Raw genomic sequence first — 20,596 nt, 5'->3', positions numbered from 1 at the left:
AGCAATTAGGGTTTGTTTATTTCAGTGTCTCAGCGGCCATGCGCACATCGGTCGCCTTGACCGTCTTCCTCCCTGCATGCCCGGCGAGCTTGATCGCCTCTTTGGCGATCCGTGATGCGTACGCTTCCATCAGTTTTGCAAGTTCCTCGTTCGCATCGGAACTTACACGCTCAGCGCCCGATTTTTTAACGATTCTGCCAACAGGTGCCAGTGGTAAATCAGTCATGATATCATTTCCCCCTTTTCTCTCGAGCTCCGGTCGATGTAGTCGGTATCAGAACTCGGTTTACAGAACCAACATATGTATACTCATATAAATAGTTATCCGTCGCACGAGGGGTTCATGGGCTGAAATTCCCCGATGAGAGAGGATCAAAGTGAGGGAAAGACCCGGATGATATCCGACTGAGTGATGATCCCCACCGGCCTGCCATCATCGATGACAATCAGCCGCCCAATCTCCCGTTCCTTAAACCGGCCGACCACCTCAAAGATCCTGACGTTCGATGGAGCCTTCACCACGTCCGGGGTCATCACCTCGGTCACCATGCCGTCAAGCGACCGCCCTTCGTCCAGAGCCCGTATGATATCGCTCATCGTTACGATACCCAGAAGCATGCTGTCGTTCATCACCGGAGCACCGTGAATGCGGTGCGCGTTGAAGAGGTGCACCGCATCACGGAGTGTGGCCGCCTCGGGCAGGGTGATCAGCGGCGTACTCATGAAGAAACTGATCGGCTGCTTCGGAAGCGAGATCATCTCCGAGATGCTGATGAGGAGCGCCTGCTGGTTTTCGTCCATACCGTAGACCTCGCCCCGGACGAGCAGTTTGTTGACCGGTGTCGGCCCGATGGTGACGTGATCGCCCACCCTGAAATGCTTGACGCTGCCGATGATCTTCACGACCGCGTGGCAGAGATCGGGATGACAGAGCGTGGTAAAATCGAGCTCCGCGACCCGCACTCCTTTGACCGTCTCCCCGTCGCGGACGATCGGCACCTCCGACTGATGCTCGTAGCTGACCAGGTTCAGCTCCTTATATGCCATGGCAGTCGGCGTGTATCCGCCCTTCGGGCCGGGAACCCCTTCGACGAGCCCGAGGGCTTTTAAGGCCTGCATCTGGTTGCGGACGGTGCCGGGGTTTCGCTTGAGCACCTCGGCGATCTCCTCACCTTTTATAGAGTGAGACGACTGATGATATAGAGTAATAAGAGTTATCAGGATATCTTTCTGGATGAGCGATAAATCCATAATTATCAGTTATATTACGGTATTAAATACATTAGGTTGTGCATTCTGTGGAATTTGAAACCATACCGACCGTACCTACTGCAGAAGAGGTGCTTGACCGCAGTTTTCGCCGGGCTGCGGCAAAAAAGAAACTGAAGACGAACAAAGACGCTGCAAACGAGGAGTTCGTCAGGGCGGTCGCAAGCTCCGTCAGGGACAAACTCGAGAGCACCGTCAAGACATTTCCGACCTTTGAACAGCTTCCTCCGTTCTACCGCGACCTTGCAGAGATACTCTTCGGTGTCGATCGCCTGAGAAAGTCCCTCGGGGCCGTCTCCTGGGCGGCGGAGCAGGCATACACCGTCGGCATCCAGCACGCACGCGCCATGCGGGCAGCCCGGAATACCAGTGAGGTGCGCAAGCAGGCGGTCGCGCGGATCGCCTCGATCGTTAACCAGGTAGGCGACGACCTGCTCTTCCTCAACGAGGCCAGAAACATCCTCCGGAAGATCCCCCACATCAGCGAAGAGGACTTCACCGTCGTCGTGGCAGGCTACCCGAACGTCGGAAAGTCGTCCTTCATCAGGCTCGTCTCCTCGGCAGAACCCGAGGTGGCGCGCTACCCGTTCACCACCAAGGGCGTCATCGTCGGCCACCGGGAGCTCGGGCGGGAGCGGATGCAGCTCGTCGACACCCCGGGAGTTCTGGACCGGCCCGCCGAGGAGCGGAACGTCATCGAGCAGCAGGCACTGAGCGCGCTTGTGAACACCGCCGATGTCGTTCTCTTCGTGCTGGACGCAAGCGAACAGTGCGGCTACTCAATGGCGGATCAGCAGGCGCTCCTCGCCGAGGTCCGGGAGATGGTGGGCGTGCCGATCGTGCCGGTCGTGAACAAAGCCGATATCTGCGGCGCCGAAGAATACCCCACGATGTCGACCGTGACCGGCGAGGGGGTCGAGGAAGTGCTGGAGACCCTCCTCAGATACCGAAGCACGAAAGAGGCGTCCCCGCCAGAAGACATCCCAGCAGAAAACCGATGATCGCTCCCCCGTTCAGGGGAGGAAGGCCGGCCTGCGGTTTGCCAGTGTTGACAAAGTAGAGCAGGACCGCCAGGCCCGCAAACGATCCCGCCATCGCGCCGAGGGTGGGATACGACAGCTCCCAGATGACGGGCGGCGCGGCCACGAAGATGTATGAGGAGATGACCAGGATCGAGGGCATGATCAGGTCGCCAAGCCCCATGACGAACGCGCCGCGCTCCTCTTTGTCCCTGCCGATATCAACGCCTTCGCTGCGGAACGAATAATCCCTCCTTTTCGGAACAACCACTAAAATGGGCGTCTTCATCTCGAGCACGCCCTCTGCAAGGGTGATCATATGCTTGGTCTTGTAGACCGAGATTGCATCGTACACCGCGAGCAGGACGAGCAGCACCAGCACCGGCAGAACCGCGAGGGATATTCCGAAGATGGATGCGACGCCGGCGGCTATCAGCACGCCGAGGACGTCGATGACGTACCACTCCGGATAGAAGTAGAGGAGCGCGGTCGCTCCGACGGCGAGCAGGAGCGCGAAGAACGCCGCAGCGTCGGAGAGCCCGAAGAACCAGAGGGAGAGCGAGCTGAAGATATACGTGAACGTCAGAAAGATCGAGAACGCAATAAACAGCGCAATAATGCGCTTCCCGCCCTTCTTTATCAGGAACAGCAGGACGAGGGTGAAGGCGAGCAGCATGCCGATGAATATCAGCGGGTTTGTCACCGACTCCGGATCCTCAAAGGCCGCAAGCCCTGCCTCCTGCATGGGGATTGAGAGGAGTATTGCTATAATCTGAACGAACAGGAGCATCAGGGGCATCCCGAGCAGCGGCAACCAGTCACGTACCTGCATCACACATCTCCGTTACTTATAGGTAGGTTAATTAGTTCATTTTCATTATCTAAAAGCATGGATATTCGTGAACTCATCACAGACATAGTTCTGACCATCGTCATGGTAATCTCTACCGTCGTTCTGGTGATGCGGTTCTGGCAGGACCTGATCCTTGCGGTGGCAGCCACCTTTATGATGCTCTCTCTCGGCGGACTGATCATCTCCCTTGGCATGAAGATCATAAGCCTCGAACAGAATGTCATCAACAGGGAACGCACCATGCGCGTGAACCTCGAAGAGATGTCGAATACCATGAATACCAAATACGACAATACCGTTGCCCATATCGAGGGCATCGTCGACGGTCTCAACCGACGCATGTACCGCTGACCGATCATCACCTTTATACCCCCTCTCCTTCTCATTGATAGGTTATATGGGTGTTGCTCTCCGCGATATCATAGCCGACTGCAAAGAGACCCTTGACCTCGACGCGCTCAAAGGCGTGGCGGCCATCGACGCGCATAATGCACTCTATCAGTTCCTCTCCATCATCCGCCAGCCCGACGGCACGCCGCTGATGAACGCCGAGGGGCAGGTGACATCCCACCTCACCGGCATCCTCTTCCGGACCGCAAACTTCGTCGAGAAAGGGATCAAACCGGTCTACATCTTCGACGGCACGCCCCCCACCTTCAAGCAGGAGACGCTCGACCAGCGCCGGGAGGTCCGCACCCGCGCCGGGAACGCCTGGAAGGAAGCGCTGGCGGTGGGCGATATCGCCGAGGCCTACAAGCAGGCGAGCGCTTCGGCACGGGTGGACGCCTACGTCATCGAGACCGCGCAGGAACTCCTCGGCCTTCTCGGCATCCCCTGGGTGCAGGCGCCGAGCGAGGGCGAGGCACAGGCCGCGCATATGGCCGGGAAGGGCAGCGTGCAGTTCGCCGTCTCGCAGGACTACGACTCGCTTCTCTTCGGATCTCCGGTGCTCGTCCGGAACCTCACCGTGAGCGGGCGGCGCCGGGTCAGGGGGCGGACGATCACCGTCAGCCCCGAGCGGATCGTCCTTGCGAATCTGCTGGACTACCTCGGCGTCTCCCGCGAAGAACTGATCGAGATCGCCCTCCTGACCGGCACCGACTACCACCCCGGCGTGCGGGGCGTCGGGGCGAAGACCGCCCTCAAACTGGTCAGAAACGGCGAATTCGAGTCCACGGTCGCGGAGAAGCTGCCCGACTTCGATCCCGCCTCCATCAGGGAGTTCTTCCTGGCCCCACCGGTCACCGACGACTACAACCTCTCCTGGTCTGCGCCGGATACGGACGGCGTCGTCGCAATGCTCTCCGGCAGGTTCGACTTTTCACCGGAACGCGTCGAGGGGGCTCTCGAGAAACTCTCCGTGAAGGCGAAACAGCAGACGCTGGACCAGTGGTTCTAACAGACGGTCGGAGGCGTTCCCCGGAACCGGTGCATCCGGGCAGTATCCGATCTTACGGCACCGCCGCGCCACCGAAACGTATATGGCTCTTGATCGCCGCTACACGTATACTCCCCATCGAGCCATGCGCACCCCTGACCGAACATGCACACTGCCGATGGGACGGGAGAGATTACCGATGCGGTGCTATGTATGTGCCATGGAAGGGGCGGTGAGCGATGCCGCTGCCGTCTGCATCGTCTGTGGGATGGGTCTGTGCGTTGAGCATGCCATACGGGACGACGTCGAGCTCTGGGAGGGCGGCTACCCCTTCCCGGCACACGAGATGAAACGGCAGGTAGCGCGAATCCTCTGTCCGGAATGCTACGAAGCATTCGGCGGGCAGAAGTGATCCGGAGAGGGAGCGGGAAAGACCGCCGGGACGGCAGGCAGGTTTCGGATCATCAGTGCTGGATGTTCCAGACCTCCTGCTCATAGCGCTGGGCTTTCTCCGACCCCCGCGTACAGAAAAAGTCGTGTTTGAGTCCCATCTCCTCGTGAACCGGGCAGTCCGGGCAGAGGCACCCCTTCTCCGCATCGATGCAGATAAAGCTCCTCCCGTGAAAACAGAACACCTTCTCCTGCTGCCGTTTCGCACACTCGGTGTGCGTCGGGCATTTCGGGCAGCGGCACTGCACCCGGAACCATTCCATCATCCGGGCTCGCTCTTCCCGGTTCCACGCTGCCATCTCCCGTGATTGCGCCTCGAACTTCGGCATTCTCGTTCCTCCGGGAGAGTCGATGCCGCGACGCCTACTTAATACTTGTTGCCTCCCTGCCCTCCGTTCCGTATCCCTGGACGGTCTCCGAGCCCCGCACGCAGAAGAAGATGTGATCGAGCCCGAGCTCCGCGTGCACGGGACAGTCCGGGCAGAGGCAGGCGATCTCGTTCTGGATGCACTGCATGCTCCCGCCCTGCGCGCAGAAGAACTTTTCTTTCGCCTGCCCTGCGCAGACGTTGTACGTCGGGCAGGTCGGACAGATGCAGACGGAACGGAGCTCTCTAAGAGCCTTCTCCCGCTCCTCCGCCTCCCGGTGGGCAAGCCCGCGGAGGGCAGGCCGGATCTTCTCCGCGAGGAACGCCGTCTGGTCGTCAGCCTGGTTCATCGGCCTCCCATGGGCAGTGCCGACATTTAACCATTGTTCCCCTCTCTTCCCGCGTGCCGCCAGGACGCCCGGCTTATACAAACCTGCGCGGGTCGGTCTCGATATCCACGATGAACGGCACGTCGGCACGCATCGCCTCGGCCAGCACCGCCCGGAGATCGCCCGGGCGGCTCACCTTTTTTCCGGCGCCGCCGCAGAGCTCGCCGTATGCAGCGAAGTTCGGGTTGGTCAGATCGGTCGCATACGGCGGGTAGTGCGCCTCCCGCTGCTCCTCGGTGATCATGGCAAGTTCGTGGTTGTTCAGGATCACCACCGCCATCGGCAGGTCGTACTTGACCGCGGTGGTAAAGTCTCCCATTCCCATCGCAAACCCGCCGTCGCCGGTGATGCAGACCACGGTCTTTTCAGGGTAGGCGAGCTTTGCCGCGATGGCACCGGGAAGGGCGAACCCCATCGTCCCGAGGTAGCCTGACATCGCGAACCGCTGCCGCTTCATCACGAAGTTCCTGCCAAACCACCACCCGTTCTCGCCCACGTCGACGGTGATGACCGCGTCGGCAGGCACGGTCTCGGAGAGAGCCTGCATGATGAACGGCGGCCGGAGCGGGGTCGCGTTCGGGTTCGCCTCACGCTCGAGCGTGGCATTCCACTCCTGTTTCATCGCGGCGATCCGCGGAAGGACGGCATCGTCCCGCCGCTCCCGGACGCGTCCGGCGAGTGCGGGGAGGATCACCTCGCAGTGCCCCCAGAGCGCGGCGGCGAAGGGGTGCTTTCCGATCTGGAGCGGGTCGACCTCTATCTGGACGGTCGGTTTGTCGGCGGGAAGACCGGTGTACTGCGAGAACCCGACCCCGCAGGCTATCAGCAGGTCGGCTTCGTCCACGACCTTCCGGGCCTGCGGCGGGCCCAGGGGGCCGTGGATGCCGACGAGCCACTCGTTCTCGTCGGGAAAAATCCCTTTGGCGCGGAAGGTCGTGACGATCGGCGCCGCAAGCTTCCCGGCGAGAGCGAGGACGGACGCTGCGGCCTTCATCGCCCCCCACCCCGCAACGATGACCGGCTGCTTTGCTCCGTCGATCACGCCCGCGGCCCGCTCGATTGCATCGTCCGCCGGGGCGATCACGCCGCCCGGGAGGCAGGACTCGCGCCTGCAGTGCGCGGGCCTGACCATATCCCGCTGAACGTCGCCCGGCACCGAGAGCTGGGCGACGCCGCGGTTGATGACGGCATACCGCAGCGCGCGGGTCAGCAGTTCGATCGCCGTCGAGGGATCGGCAACGGTGTTGTTGAAGACCGTCACCGGCCGGAAGAACGCGTCCTGGTCGATCTCCTGGAATCCGCCCGGGCCGGTGTACTGCGTCTGCACCTGTCCGCAGAGGGCGAGAACCGCAGCACGGTCTTCTTTTGCATCGTACAGCCCGGTCGCGAGGTTCGTGGCGCCGGGGCCGGCGATGGTCAGGCAGGCCGCCACCCCGCCGGTGAGCTTGTGGTATGCAGACGCCGCCATCGCCGCCGCCTCCTCGTGCCTGACGACGATGTACCGCAGATCGTCACGCTTCCTGACCGCGTCGACGAGCGGGAGCGACGACTCACCCGGCATCCCGAAGACCAGCCGCACGCCCCATGCCGCGAGCTCTGCCGCCAGGGCATCGGCGACCGTGACAACCTCAGAGGGAGTCATTCTCGTTCACCTCCTCCTCCCCCTCGTAGCGGACGAACGCCTCTTTCCCCACCGAACACCCGGGACACCGCCAGTCGTCGGGGAGATCCTCGAAGGGAGTCCCCGGCAAAATTCCGGCCGTCGGATCTCCCAGCTCTTCATCATAGACGTACTCGCAGACACTGCAGACCCATTGCGCCATACCTCTCACCATCCCCAGGACACGGGATACTGCCCGTCACCGATCCGATATAAAGGTACTCCAGGGCCTGCCACCGGCAGAGAAACCTACATCTGATCCGCGGGTGAGGAGGGAGTATGGACGAGGATCTCTACCGCGAATCGCTTGAGCTGCACCGGCAGCACCGGGGAAAACTCGAGGTTCATTCCAAGGTCCGCCTGAAAACGAAGCATGACCTCTCCCTCGCCTACACCCCGGGCGTCGCCCGGGTCTGCCGCGAGATCCAGGATGACCCTGCCCGGGCATACGACTACACCATGAAGGCGAACACGGTCGCTATCGTGACCGACGGCTCGGCGGTACTCGGCCTCGGCAACATCGGCGGGACCGCCGCCATCCCGGTGATGGAGGGGAAAGCGATCCTCTTCCGCGAGTTCGCCGGGATCGACGCGATCCCGATCTGCTTTGCGGGCTACCACATCGACTTCGTCGAGGACGTCAGGAACATAGCGCCGGTCTTCGGCGGGATCAACCTGGAGGATATCGCCGCCCCGAAGTGCTTCGCGGTCGAGGAGGCGCTCCAGGACCTCGGCATCCCGGTGATGCACGACGACCAGCACGGGACGGCGGTCGTCGTCCTCGCTGCGCTCCTGAACGCCTGCCGGGTCACCGGGAAACGGTTCGAAGATCTGACGGTCGCGGTCAGCGGCGCCGGGGCGGCGGGGTACGCCGTCACCCGGATGCTCGCCTGCTTCGGGATGGACCGGGAGGCCTGCAGCACCGTCCGGGACGTCATCGCCGTTGACCGAACCGGCATCATCTACCGGGGCCGGCCCGACCTCCTGCAGAACAAGTACAAGTACATCCTCGCCCACGAGACCAACACCGGAAACCGGCAGGGAACGCTCGCCGACGCCATGGCAGGGGCGGACGCGTTCATCGGCGTCTCTGCGGGCGGGATCGTCACCGAGGAGATGGTGCGCTCCATGGCGCCGGACCCGATCGTCTTCGCCATGGCAAACCCTACCCCTGAGATCCTGCCGGAGGCGGCGCGGCGTGCCGGGGCGGCCGTCGTCGGCACCGGACGCTCCGACTACCCAAACCAGATAAACAACGTCCTCGCGTTCCCGGGGATCTTCCGCGGGGCGCTCGATGCCCGGGCCGCAACCATCACTGATGCGATGAAACTCGCCGCGGCGCATGCCCTCGCCGACTTCGTGGTCCGGCCGCACCGCGACCATATCCTCCCAAGCATCCTCGACAAGAGGGTGACGGCGGAGGTGGCGGCGGCGGTCCGCGATGCGGCGGTGGCGAACGGCGTCGCGGGGCTGCCATGAAGGTTCCCGGCATCCATTCCTTCGACTGCACCCCGGCAGAAGCGGTCCGCCTGCAGGAGAGGCTGCGCCAGCGTGTCGTGACCGGGGGCGATCCCGGCACTATCCGCCGCATCGCCGGCGTCGACGCATCGTACGAGAAGGGCGAGAACGTCATCTACGCCGTCGTCGTCGTCCTCTCCTTCCCGGACCTCGCTATCGTCGAACGGGTCTGGACACGGCAGGAGACCGATTTTCCCTACATCCCGGGGCTTTTGACCTTCCGGGAGGGGCCGGCGCTCGTTGAGGCGTTCGAAGATGTGGAGTCGGATCCTGACGTCGTCCTCTTCGACGGCCAGGGGATCGCCCACCCGCGGGCGCTCGGCATCGCGAGCCACATGGGGGTGATCCTCGACCGGCCGACGATCGGCGTCGCAAAGAAACTCCTCACCGGCACGGCCGCCGACCCGGCAGAACGGCGGGGGGCCACGAGCCCGATCGTCCGGGACGGCGTGACGATCGGGATGGCGGTGCGGACGAAGGACCGGGTCAGACCGGTCTACGTCTCGGTCGGCCATAAGATCGGGCTCGAAGCGGCGGTCGGGATCGTCCTTGCCGCCGACCGGGGATACCGGCTGCCCGAACCGACCCGGCAGGCGCACCTCTACGCAAACGAGGTTCGCCGCACCGGCGGCCGCAGCCGGGAGAGTCTGCAGACGACGCTCATGCAGGAGTAACGGGCGAAATGCTTATCAGAAACGCCGCAGGATACGGTGCATGGAGATGCAGACGATGAAGAGCCAGACAACCGGAAGACACAAGACCGACCTGCCAGGCACGGCGACGGGGGCGGTCTGACCATGCCTGCACGCGAGATCCGCCCCGGTGTGCACTGGGTAGGGGCGATCGACTGGGACAGGGAGATCTTCGACGAACTTATCCCGCTCCCCGACGGCACGAGTTACAACGCCTACCTCGTCCGCGGCAGCGAGAAGACGGCGCTCATCGATACGGTCGACCCGACGAAGACGGAAGAGCTTATCGGGAACCTCGACGACCTCGGCGTCACGGCGATCGACTACATCGTCGCCAACCACGCCGAGCAGGACCACTCCGGGTCGCTCCCGGCGATGCTGGAGCGCTTCCCCGGCGCAACGGTGGTCACGAACGAAAAATGCCGCGGCCTTCTGGTCGAGCTCCTCCAGATCCCGGAGGACCGGGTCCGGGTCATCCAGGACGGCGAGACGCTCCCGCTCGGGGATCGGACGCTGCAGTTCTTCATCATGCCCTGGGTGCACTGGCCCGAGACGATGGTCACGTACCTGCAGGAGGATCGGGTCCTCTTCTCGTGCGACTTCTTCGGCTCCCACTACGCCACGAGCAATCTCTTCGTCGGCGACGAGGCGGCCATCCATCCGGCGGCGAAACGCTACTACGCCGAGATCATGATGCCGTTTCGCAAAAGCATCCAGGGCCACCTGGCTCGCCTCGACGGGATCGGCGGGATCGATATCATCGCCCCGAGCCACGGGCCGCTTCACGACCGGCCGTCGGTCATCCTCGACGCCTACCGCGACTGGACGGGCGATACCGTCAGGGACGTGGTCGTGCTGCCCTACGTCTCGATGCACGGCAGCACCCGGGAGATGGTCGACCACCTGATCGGCGCCCTGATCGGCCGGGGGGTCACGGTCAAGCCGTTCAACCTGCCCCGCACCGACCTCGGCGATCTCGCCATGGCGATCGTCGACGCCGCCACGATCGTCGTCGGCACGCCGACGGTCATCTTCGGCCCGCACCCGGCGGTCGTCTCGGCCGCCTACGTCACCAACCTCCTCCGCCCCAAAACCCGCTACGTCACCGTCATCGGCTCCTACGGCTGGGGCGGAAAAGCCGCCGATACGATCGCGGGCATGCTCGACCGTCTCAGGGCCGAGGTCATCGAACCGGTGATCGTCCTCGGGAAACCGGGGAAGGACGAGTTCGCCGCGCTTGACCGGCTTGCCGACGAAATCGTTAAAAGGCATCGTGACGACACCCTCGTCCTCCAGGAGGAGAGGTAGATGAGCAGACTACTCGAACTCTACAAGTGCCCGTCCACGGGGGACGTCGTGAAGGTCTCGCACGCGGGAGACAGTCCAAAAGACACCATCTGCACGGGCGAGACCACCTGTGAGTGGCAGCGGCTGCAGGAGAAGACGCAGGAGGAGGGCCTTGAGGAGAAGCACGTGCCGGTGATCGAGAAGGCGGAGCAGGGCATCCGGGTGAAGATCGGCTCGACGCCCCACCCCATGCAGCCCGAACACTATATTGAGTGGGTCGAGGTCAGGAAGGGTCCATACCTCTTCATCCAGAAACTCGACCCGACCGGGCCGCCCGAGGCGGTCTTTCCCTGGGTCGACGACACGAACGTCAAGGCCCGGATCTACTGCAACGTCCACGATCTCTGGACGAACCGGAAGTAGCTCCGGCATGCCGGGGAACCGCCCCCCGTCTTTTCCGCAGACCGTACCGAAATCATGAACATCCCCGTCATCCAATCCTCACCTGAGTATGCAGCCCGCAAACTTCAAAGACGTCATCGCAGCGTCGCCCTACATCTTCGTGATGGGCGTCGCGGGCGACAGCGGGTCCGGGAAGACGACCTTCACCCGGACGTTCCGGCAGATCCTGGGTGAAGACCTCGTCTCCACCATCTCGCTCGACGACTACCACGCCTTCGATCGAGAGCAGCGCAGAGACCTCGGCGTCACCCCGCTCGTGCCGGAGGCGAACCGGTTCGACCTCCTCGAGCAGCACGTCGCGGCGCTAAAGGAAGGGAAGACCATCGAAAAGCCGGTCTACAACCACGACGACGGCACCTTCGCAGAGCCGGTGCCGTTCACGCCCACGAAGTTCGTGATCCTCGAAGGGCTGCACCCGTTCTTCACCCCCCGCCTGCGGGAGCTGACCGACTTCAAACTCTACGTCGATCCCGACGCGGAGGTCAAACGCGCCTGGAAGATCCGGCGCGACGTCGAACGCAGAGGCTACCGGCCAGAAGCTGTCATCCGGGAGATGGTACAGCGCAGACCCGACTACGAGCGCTACGTCGCCCCGCAGTGCGCCCACGCCGACGCCATCATCAGGATCGCACACACGAAGTACGGCTGGGAGGCAAGCGAGGAGCGGAACATCTACCAGGTCTCGCTCTGCCAGAGCAGGCTTGACCGCTCGATCGGCGACATCGACCTCTCCATCGATCTCTTCTCGCTCCTCTCCCTCTCGGAGAGAAACTTCCTCCTCGAATACTCGGTCGAGAACCGCTACGACAGGCCGATGGGTGCGCTCACCTTCGACGGCGAGCTGAATTACGACGTCATCAGAAAACTCGAGAAGAACATCGAGGATCAGACGAAGGTTCACCCAATCCGGCTTCCCACGGAGAGCGGGTACGTCACGGCAGGCGAGGCGGTCCAGTTGATCTTAAGCTGGCGGATCATCAACCGGCGCATCTTCATCGAAGCCGGCCAGGAGACCGGAACTTACCCCTGATGCGCCCGATCGCGCCCTGCCCCGCAGTTCCTCCGGGAACACCCTCTCCCGCATCGTCTTTTACACAAAGAGATAATACGCGATAGAACGTTGTTGTATCGATGGATCGGATCGAGCAGTTCTCGATCATCGCACCCGATATCGGCAATATCTTCAGGTTTATCAGCATCGGCACAGCAGTGCCGCTCCTCATCGCCGTGATATACCAGGAGTGGGCGATGATCCTCCCGATGGCCTCGGTGCCGGTCACGCTCTTTCTCCTCGGCACGCTGCTCGTGCAGGTCCCCCATAGAGAACGCGAACCGCCCCTCTCCGCAGCCCTCATGGCGGTCGCCCTCATCTGGCTGGTCTGTGCCGTCGTGGGAGCCCTGCCGTTCACCCTCGGCATCGGGATGCCCTACCTCGACAGCGTCTTCGAGGCGATGTCGGGGTGGACCGATACCGGCCTGACCCTCCTCCCCGATGTCGATGCTGCCCCAAAGACCCTGCTCTTCTGGCGGTCGCTGATGCAGTGGCTCGGCGGGATCGGGATCGTGGCGTTCACGATCGCCATGGCGAGCAGGACGGGCCTGACACAGTTCCGGCTCTACCGGTCGGAGGGAAGGAGCGAGGCGCTGATGCCGAGCGTCGTGGCGACGGGCATGGAGATGTGGAAGATCTACCTCGTCCTGACGGCGGCCTCCATCGGGCTCGTCCTCCTCTCCGGCATTCCGGTCTGGGACGCCGTCAACATCGCCCTCGTCGGGATCGCAACCGGCGGATTCTCGGTCCACGCCGCAGGGATACCCTACTACGACAACCCGCTCCTCGAGATCCTCATCATCCCGGTGATGATCGCCGGCGCCCTGCCGTTCAAGCTCTACTACTTTATGTACAACAAAAAGGGGGTGCGGTTCTTTGCTGATGCCCAGGCACGCCTGCTCTTCATCCTGATCGCCCTCGGGATCGTGGTCATCACCTGGGACCTCGTCACCCTCACGTTCGCTGACCTGCCCACCGCTATCCGCCAGGGACTCTTTATGGCGACCGCCGCCGCCACCAGCACCGGGTTTCAGGTCGCCTCGCCGAACGAGTGGGCGAGCGTCACGGTGCTCTTCCTCTCCATGCTGATGGTGATCGGCGGAGCGTCGGGGAGCACCGCCGGGGGTATCAAACTCTCCCGCGTCGTCCTCGGGACGCAGAGCCTTCTCTGGTGGTTCAAGAGGATGTTCGTCTCCGGCAAGGTGCTCGTCCCCTTCAAGTACGAGGGGAAGGTCATCCCGAAGAACATCGCCGACCTCGAGGTCTCGCGGAACATGCTGATCATCATGCTCTACTTCCTGCTCATCTTCATCGCCACCGTTCTCGTGATGCACCTGCAGCCGACGGGGTTCGAGTCGAGCAACGTCATCTTCGAGGTCGTCTCGGCGATGTGCAACAACGGGATCAGCACCGGTTTCGTCTCCCCCGACATGACCGACTCGGCGAAAGCGCTCTTCATCCTGCTCATGTGGATCGGGCGTCTCGAGATCATCCCGGTGATCGTGCTCTTCCTCGGGATCTTCAAGGGCTTTGACTGAAGCGGGCGGGCTTACCTGCCCTGCGCACCCGTAATCGCCCGCGCCGCGGCGACGGCGGTCGAGAAGGCGGCCTGGAGGTTGTAGCCCCCGGTGTCGCCGTCGACGTCGAGCACCTCGCCGATGACATAGAGCCCGGGCACCCTCTTTGACGCCATCGTTTTCTTATCGACCTCCTCAAGGGCGACGCCGCCGGCGGTCACCATCGCCTCGCGAAATCCGCCTACAGCCTTCACGCCGAAGGGAAACGCCGTGAGGCGGTCGATGAGCGCCCCCCGCGCCTTCTTTGCAAGGTGCGCCGCCGCACGATCTGCAGGAATCCCCGCCGCTTCCAGCAGCGCCAGCACGAACCGCTCGGGAAGCCCGTAGTCCGCGAGGATGGTCTTCACCTGCCGGGTGCCGTGCGCCGCGAACTTTGCGAGCAGGTCTTTTTCCAGCCCTTCACGGGTCATTCCAGGGAGGAAGGAGACCTTCAGCGCGTCCCCGGCGGCAGTATACCGGGAGAGGTGGAGGACGGCCGGGCCGGAGAGCCCCGTGTGGGTGAAGAGCAGGTCGCCGGCGAGCTCGCGGGTCTTGCGGCCGTCCCGGAAGAGCGAGACCGTGACTCCCTCGAACGATATCCCGGCGAGGCGGGCGAACGGGTAGTCTTCGACAACGACGGGTGCGAGGGCGGGGCGGACGGGCGTCACCGTATGCCCGAGCGCGGCGGCGAGCCGGTAGCCGTCCCCGGTGGAGCCCGTGGCCGGGTACGACGCACCCCCGGTGGCGATGACCACCCGCGAAGCGGTATACCGGGCGGCGCCGGTCGTCACCAGAAAGCCCCCGTCCGTCCGTTCGACGGCGATGACCGCCTCGCCGCACCGGACACGGACGCCCCGCTCTCTGCACTCGCGGAGGAGAAGGTCGAGGACGTCCGCTGCCTTCCGGGTCGCGGGGAAGACCTTGCCGTTTTCGTCCGTCTCCAGGTCGAGGCCACGGCTCTCGAAGAAGGCAATGAGATCGCGGTTGGTGAACCCGAGGAGCGCCGGACGCAGGAACGCTCCGTGGTCGCCGTAGCGTGCGAGAAACTCGCGGATGTTGCCGCCGTGGGTGAGGTTGCACTGCCCGGAGCCGGTGATGAGAAGTTTTCTCCCGCAGGCGGGTTTCTTCTCGAGAATGAGGATCTTCCGGCCGGGAGCCGCAGCCTGCAGGGCGCAGAAGAGCCCGGCAGGCCCTGCCCCGATGATGATGGTATCGTAGTCGCCGGTATCGGTCGTCATGCTCGCCCACGTCCTGCGGGAATATAGGGCGGCGGGCGCAATCAGGGTTTGCGATCGGTGGGGGGCAACCGTACGCTACGATAGTTACCCCTGGTGGATCTCCACAACCAGGTCATCCGGAATCGTTCCGGTTGAATCTATCATGGTGACGAGAAGTTTGTTGCCAAAAGAGCATTCGGAAGATTTCACGTAAAAATATTGCATTGAGCGTGAGTGGCAACGAGAAAGTTGATGTAATCGCGTCAGAGGTTGCTGGGCAAGGAAAGAGGTCATCCCAATACTCTCTGGCAGGAGGGGGAGACCCCCTCCCGCACCCTCCCCCCGCGCGATACCCCCGGAAATATCGTGCTTATGGGTTCTGCCTCTGATGCACCTCATTTACTGATACATCGAGAGGAATGCGTCGATTCAGATCGATTGTTCCATCGACGAATCCTTTTGGGAACAGGATCCCGGCCATAAAGGTTTCCTCAACCTCCTCTACCCACGCCCTCGGCTTGGGCTATAACGAGATGAGGATTTTCATCGGTTGAGCCTGTGGCCGAGACGGCATCATAGGCGTTTTGGGATATGCTCGAAAAAAGAACCCCGGCCGGATTACTCCGGCTCGTAGTGGCGGTAGAGGTCGTCGGCTGCGGCCGCGTCCCCGCCGGCCTTCACGAAGAGATCGATGTAAGTGTAGATCGCAGGATCGTCCATCTGCAGGACGTCCGGCGACGTGTGGTAGAGCATGAACGCGTTCGCAAAGACCTCCTCGCCGGTGACGTCGCCCGGCCGCTCGCAGAGCCGGCTCAAGTAGGAGTCCGGATTCGGCGAGAGCGACGCGAGGATATCGCTCCCGGCGAGCCCCTGCTGGATGTAGAGGCGGTGCCCGAGCTGCTGGACGAGGGTTTCGTCCGCCTTCTCCGGGTTGATGTCGGAGCGGAGATATATGGCATCCTCTTCGGGGCAGTAGACGCCGTTTACATGCTTCTCGAGCGAGGTGTTCCGGTACTCTTCGAACTTGCTGCTCCGGCTGTCGATGTAGACGGTCACGTTCTCGAGGAACACCTCCTTGATCTTCGTACTCTCCTGCATGACCAGTGCCTCGGCGAGTGTAGCACCGGTGCCGCTCCCATCCCTGTTTTCAAGTCGGAATCCGGCTACCGGGCTGACCGAGAACGCCGAACAGACAGCGATCATGATAATAACAACGGCAATCAGTCTTGAACGGTAGTGCGGGTCCATCGTCAATCTCCCATCTGCTTCTCGTAGGTTTTCAATTCGCTTTTAATATAGTTTTTGGAGAATAATAGGGCAGTTATAAGAGCCCTTTTATCAAAAAGAGCAGCGTTCAATCTCTGCAGCTGCAACGGGACGATTCTCTTCACCTGAGGGTTTTGCAAAACAATATATCCTAGAATATGCATTTTCCTGCCGACGTCCCGGCCGCCGGGCAGAGCGCACCGGCACCCCAAACGACTCTCGCGAAGATCGCGCACGAACAGTCATTCGTTCGCCCGAAAACCACCGGAGACAGGGCAGAAGTGCCGATCGTGCCGGGCCAGCAGGGCGGGACCGACCAAAGAACCCTTCCCGCACATCCACTTGTCTTTACGAAAGTCCGGATTAATTATTTCAGCCCGGAGCGCCCACTACAGATGGGTTCTCAATGAAACAGATCGCCCTCTACGGCAAGGGTGGTATCGGAAAATCAACCACCTCGGCAAACCTCTCGGCAGCACTGGCGGAAAGCGGCCTCGACATCCTGCAGATCGGATGCGACCCGAAGCACGACAGCACCCGCATGCTAATGCACGGGAGCCGGATTCCGACCGTGCTCGACCTCATCCGTGAACAGGGAGACAAGAACCTCACCGTGGACGACGTCGTTCACCAGGGATTTTCCGGCGTCCGCTGCGTGGAGGCAGGCGGGCCGGAGCCCGGCATCGGCTGTGCGGGCCGGGGCATCATCGCCACGTTCCAGCTGCTGGAGCGCCTCTCCGCCCTGGACGGCGACGTCATCGTCTACGACGTGCTGGGCGACGTCGTCTGCGGGGGATTCGCCATGCCGATGCGGGAAGGCTATGCCCAGGAGGTCTACCTCGTCACCTCCGGCGAGCTGATGTCGATATACGCCGCCAACAACATCGCAAAAGCCATCACCCGCCTCTCAAAGAGGGTGCGCAGTAACTGCCGGCTCGGCGGCGTCATCTGCAACGCAAAGAACATCGAGGGGGAGCGCGAGCTCGTCGCGGAGTTCGCGAAACGGATCAACTCATCCCTGATCGCCTACATCCCCCGCGACCGGGTCGTCCAGCTCGCCGAAGTGCACAAACAGACGGTCCTCGAATACGCACCAGATTCGGAGCAGGCGGCAGTCTACCGCCGGCTCGCGGACGAGCTCGCCAGAAACACCCGGACAAGCATCCCCACCCCCCTGGACGACGATGAACTCGATGCCTTCGCCCTCGAATCCATCCAGGTATGAAGGGTGCACCCTGACCGGGGCGCTCGCGGTCGTCACCCAGGTCAGGGACGCCGCCTGCATCATCCACGGCCCTGCCGGGTGCACCCACCACAATTTTTCGCTCCTTCACGCAACGCTGCTCGGGAACGATACGGCAGCCATCCCGCGCCTCATCTCCACCCGGCTCGGCGAGAACGAGATCATCTTCGGCGGTGAGGACGCGCTCGAGCGCTGCATCGCCCGCGTCCACGAGGCACCCCCGGCTCCGGCCGCGATCTTCGTCCTCTCCACCTGCATCGTCGAGACCATCGGCGACGACACCGCCGCCGTCTGCGCACGCGGGTGGGAGACGCCCGTCATACCCATCCGGACATCGGGCTTCCTCGGGGGCGTCTTCCAGACCGGGTTCGTCGGCGCACTCCTCGCGGCGGGAACGCTCGCAGAGCAGGGCTCCGGCCAGCGCGAGGGCGTAACCCTGATCGGGGAGAAGAACCTGGAGTACGACGTCGACGAGAACTATGCAGAGGTTGTCCGCCTGCTCGCGTATCTCGACCTTGCCGTGAACCTCCGGTTCGTCAGGGATACCGATACGGCCGCACTCTCCCGCCTGGGAACCGGTGCCTTCAACATCCTCCGGGAGCCTGCCCTCCGGGAGGTCGGCGAGGCGCTGCACCGCCGGCACGGGACGCCTTTTATCGATTCCTTCCCGGTCGGCCTCGCCGGGACGCTCCGGTTCCTCAGAGAGGCCGGAAAACTCACGGGCCGCGACACCCGGGATGCGGTCCGGGAGGAGGAGGCATACCAGGAGGAGATGCTCGCCGCTTTTGCGGATCTCGCCGGGGCACGGGTCCGGTTCGACCGGCTCTCACCGCTGCTCGAAGAGGACGCCGCAGCAGGAGAGGTCGTCGCCGAACTTGCAGCCGCACTCGATCTCCGGGTCGCACAGGACGGGATCCCGCTTCCGCCGCCTTATCCCGCCCCGGTAGGAACCGCAGGCGTCCGGCGGCTGCTGCACCGGTGGCGGCGGGCGATCCGGACAAACGGACGCCGGTCGTTTTGAACAGGCCTGTTCTGCAGGCGCCGAAAGTCGACCGCACTGTTATATAGGGGACGCACAAAGGATTGGATATCCGCACAGGAGTGATCCACAATGTTTACGCGTGTTCTATTCCCGACCGACTTCTCCGCACCTTCGATGAGGGCCATGGAGTACATCGCGGAGCTGAAGGATGCCGGAACGACCGAGGTCGTGCTGGTGCATGTCATCGACCAGAAAGACATCACCCAGATAGCGGCCGGCGGCGCCGGGTTCCTCGGCACGGTACCGGACGTCGAGACCGAGGTCCAGCAGCGGCTGCGCGAAGATATCCAGAGCAGCATCGTCGATGCCCGCCGGAAGCTCGAGCGGGAAGGATTGGCGGTTCACGTCCGGACACCCCTTGGCGACCCTGGAAAAGAGATTGTGAAAGCGGCCGATGAAGAGAACGCATCGCTCATCGTCGTGGGGTCGCACGGCAGGAGCAATCTCCGCGACCGCCTGCTCGGCACCGTCTCCGAGTACGTGGTGAAGAACGCCCACCAGCCGGTGATGGTCGTAAAACGGAAAAGCCCGGAATAAAAAAGAGATCTATTCTTTCTTCGCCCTGCCGAGGAGGCCGAGCACCGCGGCAAGGCCGAGGGCGCACGGCAGCAGAACCGGGAGGCTTCCCGACTGCTGCGGACTCGGCGTCCCGGCCATGCCTGCCGTGACCTGGGTGGTCTGCCCTGCCGTCACCTGAACCTGGTTCGACCAGTCCTGATACCCGACCAGTGCCAGGCGCACCTCGTGCGAGCCCGGAGCGACGCCCGAGTGGGTGAGCGGCGTGATCCCGAGGTACTGGTTGTCAAGGTAGATGTCCGCACCGGACGGCGACGAGGTGATGCTCACCGAACCGGTCGACCCGGAACCCTGCATGGGCGTGAGCGTCGCCGAGACCGTCGCCGTCTGCCCCGCGCCGACCTGGACGCCGGTCACGTAATCGGCGTATCCCGCGAGTTTCAGGGTGATCGTATGCGTCCCGGCCGGGACGCCGGTGATGTCGATCGGGTTGCCGGCGGCGGTCGTGCCGCGGAAGGCACCGTCGAGGTAGATGGCCGCACCGGCAGGGGACGAGGAGACTGCGATATCGCCGGTTGTTCCTGCCACCATCGGGACGAGGACGGCGGTCACCTGCGTCGTCTGTCCCCCGGTGATCGACGTCGTCTGCGTCCATGCCTGGTAGCCGGCGCAGAGCAGGCGGATCTCATGCCCGCCCTGGACAACGTTCCCGAGGGTCATCGGGGTGTGGCCCCAGTAGGTCCCGTCGAGATAGATATCGGCGCCGGACGGGCTCGACGTGACCGAGAGTGTCCCGACATCGGGTGCGGCGGTCAGGATTGCGTTGACCTGCACCGTCTTGCCGGCCTCGACCGTCACGGTCTTCGACCAGGGGACGAACCCGGGCTTGGTGACCTTCACCGAGTGAGTCCCGGGTTCCACGTTGGAATAAGTCTCGGGAGTCGTCTGCGCCGACCCGCCGTCCAGCGTCACCGATGCGCTCCCGGGTGTCGAGGCGACGGAGACCGTGCCCGACGGGGGAGACGGGGCAAGGGTGATCGAGACCGTCTGCGCTTCGCCCGCTTTCACCTGCAGGGTGGTGACGGAGGGCTGGTAGCCCATTTTCGATACGGCAATGGCATGCGTCCCTGCATTGACCGTCACGGCGAGCGGAGCGGTCGACCCTGCGGAGGTTGTCCCGACGTATGAGCCGTCGATGGTAACGGTGGCACCGCCGGGAGAGGAGACGATCGTCAGACCGGCAGTGCCGGCGGCCGAGGCGGCAGGAGACGCGCAGCATGCGATGAGAAGCACCAGCACGGCAAGAGCGCCTGTGGTGCGGCTGTAAATCTTCATATACGGATATTTTCACCAATAGAGAG

At 63.0% G+C, this 20,596-nt stretch carries 24 protein-coding genes; 13 read left to right on the top strand and 11 right to left on the bottom strand.

Features of this window, described 5'->3' with window-relative positions:
• Positions 1-16 precede the first annotated feature (16 nt).
• Together FGU65_RS12025 and FGU65_RS12020 are read right to left on the bottom strand one after the other, a co-directional pair.
• Positions 17-226, bottom strand: coding sequence for a histone family protein (locus tag FGU65_RS12025; RefSeq protein WP_128693097.1), 210 nt, complete (start codon positions 224-226; stop codon positions 17-19).
• Positions 227-372: 146 nt separating this feature from the next.
• The gene (locus FGU65_RS12020; RefSeq protein ID WP_301664719.1) at positions 373-1,251 is read right to left on the bottom strand and encodes a CBS domain-containing protein; all 879 of its coding nucleotides are present in this window, start codon (positions 1,249-1,251) and stop codon (positions 373-375) included.
• A 47-nt stretch (positions 1,252-1,298) separates the two neighbouring features.
• Here FGU65_RS12020 and FGU65_RS12015 point away from each other — a divergent pair, with 47 nt between their 5' ends.
• Complete coding sequence (locus FGU65_RS12015; protein ID WP_301664718.1) at positions 1,299-2,270, top strand: NOG1 family protein; 972 nt, start codon at positions 1,299-1,301, stop codon at positions 2,268-2,270.
• On the opposite strand, the gene FGU65_RS12010 is transcribed toward FGU65_RS12015, so the two are convergent.
• A complete protein-coding gene (locus FGU65_RS12010; RefSeq protein ID WP_301664717.1) occupies positions 2,209-3,120 on the bottom strand; it encodes a presenilin family intramembrane aspartyl protease PSH in 912 nt (303 codons plus the stop codon). The two genes, FGU65_RS12015 and FGU65_RS12010, sit on opposite strands and share 62 nt — an antisense overlap.
• A 57-nt stretch (positions 3,121-3,177) precedes the next feature.
• Between FGU65_RS12010 and FGU65_RS12005 the strand changes: the two genes are divergently transcribed.
• The 3 genes from FGU65_RS12005 to FGU65_RS11995 all read left to right on the top strand — a co-directional run bounded on the left by FGU65_RS12005 (position 3,178) and on the right by FGU65_RS11995 (position 4,931).
• Complete coding sequence (locus FGU65_RS12005; protein WP_301664716.1) at positions 3,178-3,492, top strand: hypothetical protein; 315 nt, start codon at positions 3,178-3,180, stop codon at positions 3,490-3,492.
• Positions 3,493-3,538: 46 nt separating this feature from the next.
• Positions 3,539-4,540 carry a flap endonuclease-1 gene (gene fen / locus FGU65_RS12000; RefSeq protein WP_301664715.1) on the top strand — a complete coding sequence of 334 codons (1,002 nt, stop codon included), beginning with the start codon at positions 3,539-3,541 and terminating at the stop codon, positions 4,538-4,540.
• A 178-nt stretch (positions 4,541-4,718) separates the two neighbouring features.
• Positions 4,719-4,931 carry a DUF2180 family protein gene (locus tag FGU65_RS11995; protein ID WP_301664714.1) on the top strand — a complete coding sequence of 71 codons (213 nt, stop codon included), beginning with the start codon at positions 4,719-4,721 and terminating at the stop codon, positions 4,929-4,931.
• Between the two features lie 52 nt (positions 4,932-4,983).
• On the opposite strand, the gene FGU65_RS11990 is transcribed toward FGU65_RS11995, so the two are convergent.
• The 4 genes from FGU65_RS11990 to FGU65_RS11975 all read right to left on the bottom strand — a co-directional run bounded on the left by FGU65_RS11990 (position 4,984) and on the right by FGU65_RS11975 (position 7,548).
• Positions 4,984-5,298: a DUF2769 domain-containing protein gene (locus FGU65_RS11990; RefSeq protein WP_301664713.1), complete on the bottom strand. Its 315-nt coding sequence runs from the start codon at positions 5,296-5,298 to the stop codon at positions 4,984-4,986.
• A 34-nt stretch (positions 5,299-5,332) separates the two neighbouring features.
• Positions 5,333-5,686 (bottom strand): DUF2769 domain-containing protein, encoded by a 354-nt coding sequence (locus FGU65_RS11985; protein WP_301664712.1) that lies wholly within the window; start codon positions 5,684-5,686, stop codon positions 5,333-5,335.
• 73 nt (positions 5,687-5,759) lie between these two features.
• Complete coding sequence (locus FGU65_RS11980; protein WP_301664711.1) at positions 5,760-7,367, bottom strand: thiamine pyrophosphate-binding protein; 1,608 nt, start codon at positions 7,365-7,367, stop codon at positions 5,760-5,762.
• The gene (locus FGU65_RS11975; RefSeq protein ID WP_301664710.1) at positions 7,354-7,548 is read right to left on the bottom strand and encodes a rubredoxin; all 195 of its coding nucleotides are present in this window, start codon (positions 7,546-7,548) and stop codon (positions 7,354-7,356) included. The genes FGU65_RS11980 and FGU65_RS11975 overlap by 14 nt, the downstream gene beginning before the upstream one ends.
• 116 nt (positions 7,549-7,664) lie before the next feature.
• Between FGU65_RS11975 and FGU65_RS11970 the strand changes: the two genes are divergently transcribed.
• The 6 genes from FGU65_RS11970 (at position 7,665) to FGU65_RS11945 (ending at position 13,933) form a co-directional block, all read left to right on the top strand.
• Positions 7,665-8,864, top strand: a complete 1,200-nt coding sequence (locus tag FGU65_RS11970; protein WP_301664709.1) for an NAD(P)-dependent malic enzyme — start codon at positions 7,665-7,667, stop codon at positions 8,862-8,864.
• On the top strand, positions 8,861-9,577 hold the full coding sequence (gene nfi / locus FGU65_RS11965; RefSeq protein WP_301664708.1) for a deoxyribonuclease V: 717 nt from the start codon (positions 8,861-8,863) through the stop codon (positions 9,575-9,577). Before FGU65_RS11970 ends, nfi begins: the two co-directional genes overlap by 4 nt.
• 123 nt (positions 9,578-9,700) lie before the next feature.
• Positions 9,701-10,903, top strand: coding sequence for an FprA family A-type flavoprotein (locus FGU65_RS11960; RefSeq protein ID WP_301664824.1), 1,203 nt, complete (start codon positions 9,701-9,703; stop codon positions 10,901-10,903).
• Positions 10,904-11,305, top strand: a complete 402-nt coding sequence (locus FGU65_RS11955) for a desulfoferrodoxin family protein (RefSeq protein WP_301664707.1) — start codon at positions 10,904-10,906, stop codon at positions 11,303-11,305.
• Positions 11,306-11,393: 88 nt separating this feature from the next.
• Positions 11,394-12,374, top strand: a complete 981-nt coding sequence (locus FGU65_RS11950) for a phosphoribulokinase (RefSeq protein ID WP_301664706.1) — start codon at positions 11,394-11,396, stop codon at positions 12,372-12,374.
• Positions 12,375-12,475: 101 nt separating this feature from the next.
• A complete protein-coding gene (locus FGU65_RS11945; RefSeq protein ID WP_301664705.1) occupies positions 12,476-13,933 on the top strand; it encodes a TrkH family potassium uptake protein in 1,458 nt (485 codons plus the stop codon).
• 11 nt (positions 13,934-13,944) lie between these two features.
• On the opposite strand, the gene FGU65_RS11940 is transcribed toward FGU65_RS11945, so the two are convergent.
• From FGU65_RS11940 to FGU65_RS11930, 3 genes are all read right to left on the bottom strand, one after another.
• Positions 13,945-15,189, bottom strand: coding sequence for a BaiN/RdsA family NAD(P)/FAD-dependent oxidoreductase (locus FGU65_RS11940; protein ID WP_301664704.1), 1,245 nt, complete (start codon positions 15,187-15,189; stop codon positions 13,945-13,947).
• 597 nt (positions 15,190-15,786) lie between these two features.
• Complete coding sequence (locus tag FGU65_RS11935) at positions 15,787-16,416, bottom strand: hypothetical protein (protein ID WP_301664703.1); 630 nt, start codon at positions 16,414-16,416, stop codon at positions 15,787-15,789.
• A 2-nt stretch (positions 16,417-16,418) separates the two neighbouring features.
• Positions 16,419-16,559 (bottom strand): hypothetical protein, encoded by a 141-nt coding sequence (locus FGU65_RS11930; RefSeq protein WP_301664702.1) that lies wholly within the window; start codon positions 16,557-16,559, stop codon positions 16,419-16,421.
• A gap of 281 nt (positions 16,560-16,840) precedes the next feature.
• Between FGU65_RS11930 and cfbC the strand changes: the two genes are divergently transcribed.
• The 3 genes from cfbC to FGU65_RS11915 all read left to right on the top strand — a co-directional run bounded on the left by cfbC (position 16,841) and on the right by FGU65_RS11915 (position 19,256).
• Positions 16,841-17,659 carry a Ni-sirohydrochlorin a,c-diamide reductive cyclase ATP-dependent reductase subunit gene (gene cfbC / locus FGU65_RS11925; protein ID WP_301664701.1) on the top strand — a complete coding sequence of 273 codons (819 nt, stop codon included), beginning with the start codon at positions 16,841-16,843 and terminating at the stop codon, positions 17,657-17,659.
• Positions 17,619-18,698 (top strand): nitrogenase component 1, encoded by a 1,080-nt coding sequence (locus FGU65_RS11920; protein ID WP_301664699.1) that lies wholly within the window; start codon positions 17,619-17,621, stop codon positions 18,696-18,698. The genes cfbC and FGU65_RS11920 overlap by 41 nt, the downstream gene beginning before the upstream one ends.
• A gap of 90 nt (positions 18,699-18,788) precedes the next feature.
• Entirely contained in the window at positions 18,789-19,256 is a 468-nt protein-coding gene (locus FGU65_RS11915; protein ID WP_301664698.1) for a universal stress protein, read from the top strand.
• A gap of 9 nt (positions 19,257-19,265) precedes the next feature.
• Here FGU65_RS11915 and FGU65_RS11910 read toward each other — a convergent pair whose 3' ends face one another.
• Positions 19,266-20,570, bottom strand: a complete 1,305-nt coding sequence (locus FGU65_RS11910) for a PEGA domain-containing protein (RefSeq protein ID WP_301664697.1) — start codon at positions 20,568-20,570, stop codon at positions 19,266-19,268.
• Between the last annotated feature and the right edge of the window lie 26 nt (positions 20,571-20,596).

Origin of the sequence: Methanoculleus frigidifontis (assembly GCF_030464345.1) — an archaeon.
Lineage (GTDB): Archaea > Halobacteriota > Methanomicrobia > Methanomicrobiales > Methanoculleaceae > Methanoculleus_A > Methanoculleus_A frigidifontis.
The sequence above is the reverse complement of the archived record's forward strand: the minus strand, read 5'-3'. Positions and strand labels throughout refer to the sequence as shown.

Excerpts from the sequence above, each read along its gene's own strand:
- FGU65_RS12025 (WP_128693097.1), bottom strand. The coding sequence starts at position 226 with ATGACTGATTTACCACTGGCACCTGTTGGCAGAATCGTTAAAAAATCG.
- FGU65_RS12020 (WP_301664719.1), bottom strand. The coding sequence starts at position 1,251 with ATGGATTTATCGCTCATCCAGAAAGATATCCTGATAACTCTTATTACT.
- FGU65_RS12010 (WP_301664717.1), bottom strand. The coding sequence starts at position 3,120 with ATGCAGGTACGTGACTGGTTGCCGCTGCTCGGGATGCCCCTGATGCTC.
- FGU65_RS12005 (WP_301664716.1), top strand. The coding sequence starts at position 3,178 with ATGGATATTCGTGAACTCATCACAGACATAGTTCTGACCATCGTCATG.
- fen (WP_301664715.1), top strand. The coding sequence starts at position 3,539 with ATGGGTGTTGCTCTCCGCGATATCATAGCCGACTGCAAAGAGACCCTT.
- FGU65_RS11995 (WP_301664714.1), top strand. The coding sequence starts at position 4,719 with ATGCGGTGCTATGTATGTGCCATGGAAGGGGCGGTGAGCGATGCCGCT.
- FGU65_RS11990 (WP_301664713.1), bottom strand. The coding sequence starts at position 5,298 with ATGCCGAAGTTCGAGGCGCAATCACGGGAGATGGCAGCGTGGAACCGG.
- FGU65_RS11985 (WP_301664712.1), bottom strand. The coding sequence starts at position 5,686 with ATGAACCAGGCTGACGACCAGACGGCGTTCCTCGCGGAGAAGATCCGG.
- FGU65_RS11980 (WP_301664711.1), bottom strand. The coding sequence starts at position 7,367 with ATGACTCCCTCTGAGGTTGTCACGGTCGCCGATGCCCTGGCGGCAGAG.
- FGU65_RS11975 (WP_301664710.1), bottom strand. The coding sequence starts at position 7,548 with ATGGCGCAATGGGTCTGCAGTGTCTGCGAGTACGTCTATGATGAAGAG.
- FGU65_RS11970 (WP_301664709.1), top strand. The coding sequence starts at position 7,665 with ATGGACGAGGATCTCTACCGCGAATCGCTTGAGCTGCACCGGCAGCAC.
- nfi (WP_301664708.1), top strand. The coding sequence starts at position 8,861 with ATGAAGGTTCCCGGCATCCATTCCTTCGACTGCACCCCGGCAGAAGCG.
- FGU65_RS11960 (WP_301664824.1), top strand. The coding sequence starts at position 9,701 with ATGCCTGCACGCGAGATCCGCCCCGGTGTGCACTGGGTAGGGGCGATC.
- FGU65_RS11955 (WP_301664707.1), top strand. The coding sequence starts at position 10,904 with ATGAGCAGACTACTCGAACTCTACAAGTGCCCGTCCACGGGGGACGTC.
- FGU65_RS11950 (WP_301664706.1), top strand. The coding sequence starts at position 11,394 with ATGCAGCCCGCAAACTTCAAAGACGTCATCGCAGCGTCGCCCTACATC.
- FGU65_RS11945 (WP_301664705.1), top strand. The coding sequence starts at position 12,476 with ATGGATCGGATCGAGCAGTTCTCGATCATCGCACCCGATATCGGCAAT.
- FGU65_RS11940 (WP_301664704.1), bottom strand. The coding sequence starts at position 15,189 with ATGACGACCGATACCGGCGACTACGATACCATCATCATCGGGGCAGGG.
- FGU65_RS11935 (WP_301664703.1), bottom strand. The coding sequence starts at position 16,416 with ATGGACCCGCACTACCGTTCAAGACTGATTGCCGTTGTTATTATCATG.
- cfbC (WP_301664701.1), top strand. The coding sequence starts at position 16,841 with ATGAAACAGATCGCCCTCTACGGCAAGGGTGGTATCGGAAAATCAACC.
- FGU65_RS11920 (WP_301664699.1), top strand. The coding sequence starts at position 17,619 with ATGAACTCGATGCCTTCGCCCTCGAATCCATCCAGGTATGAAGGGTGC.
- FGU65_RS11915 (WP_301664698.1), top strand. The coding sequence starts at position 18,789 with ATGTTTACGCGTGTTCTATTCCCGACCGACTTCTCCGCACCTTCGATG.
- FGU65_RS11910 (WP_301664697.1), bottom strand. The coding sequence starts at position 20,570 with ATGAAGATTTACAGCCGCACCACAGGCGCTCTTGCCGTGCTGGTGCTT.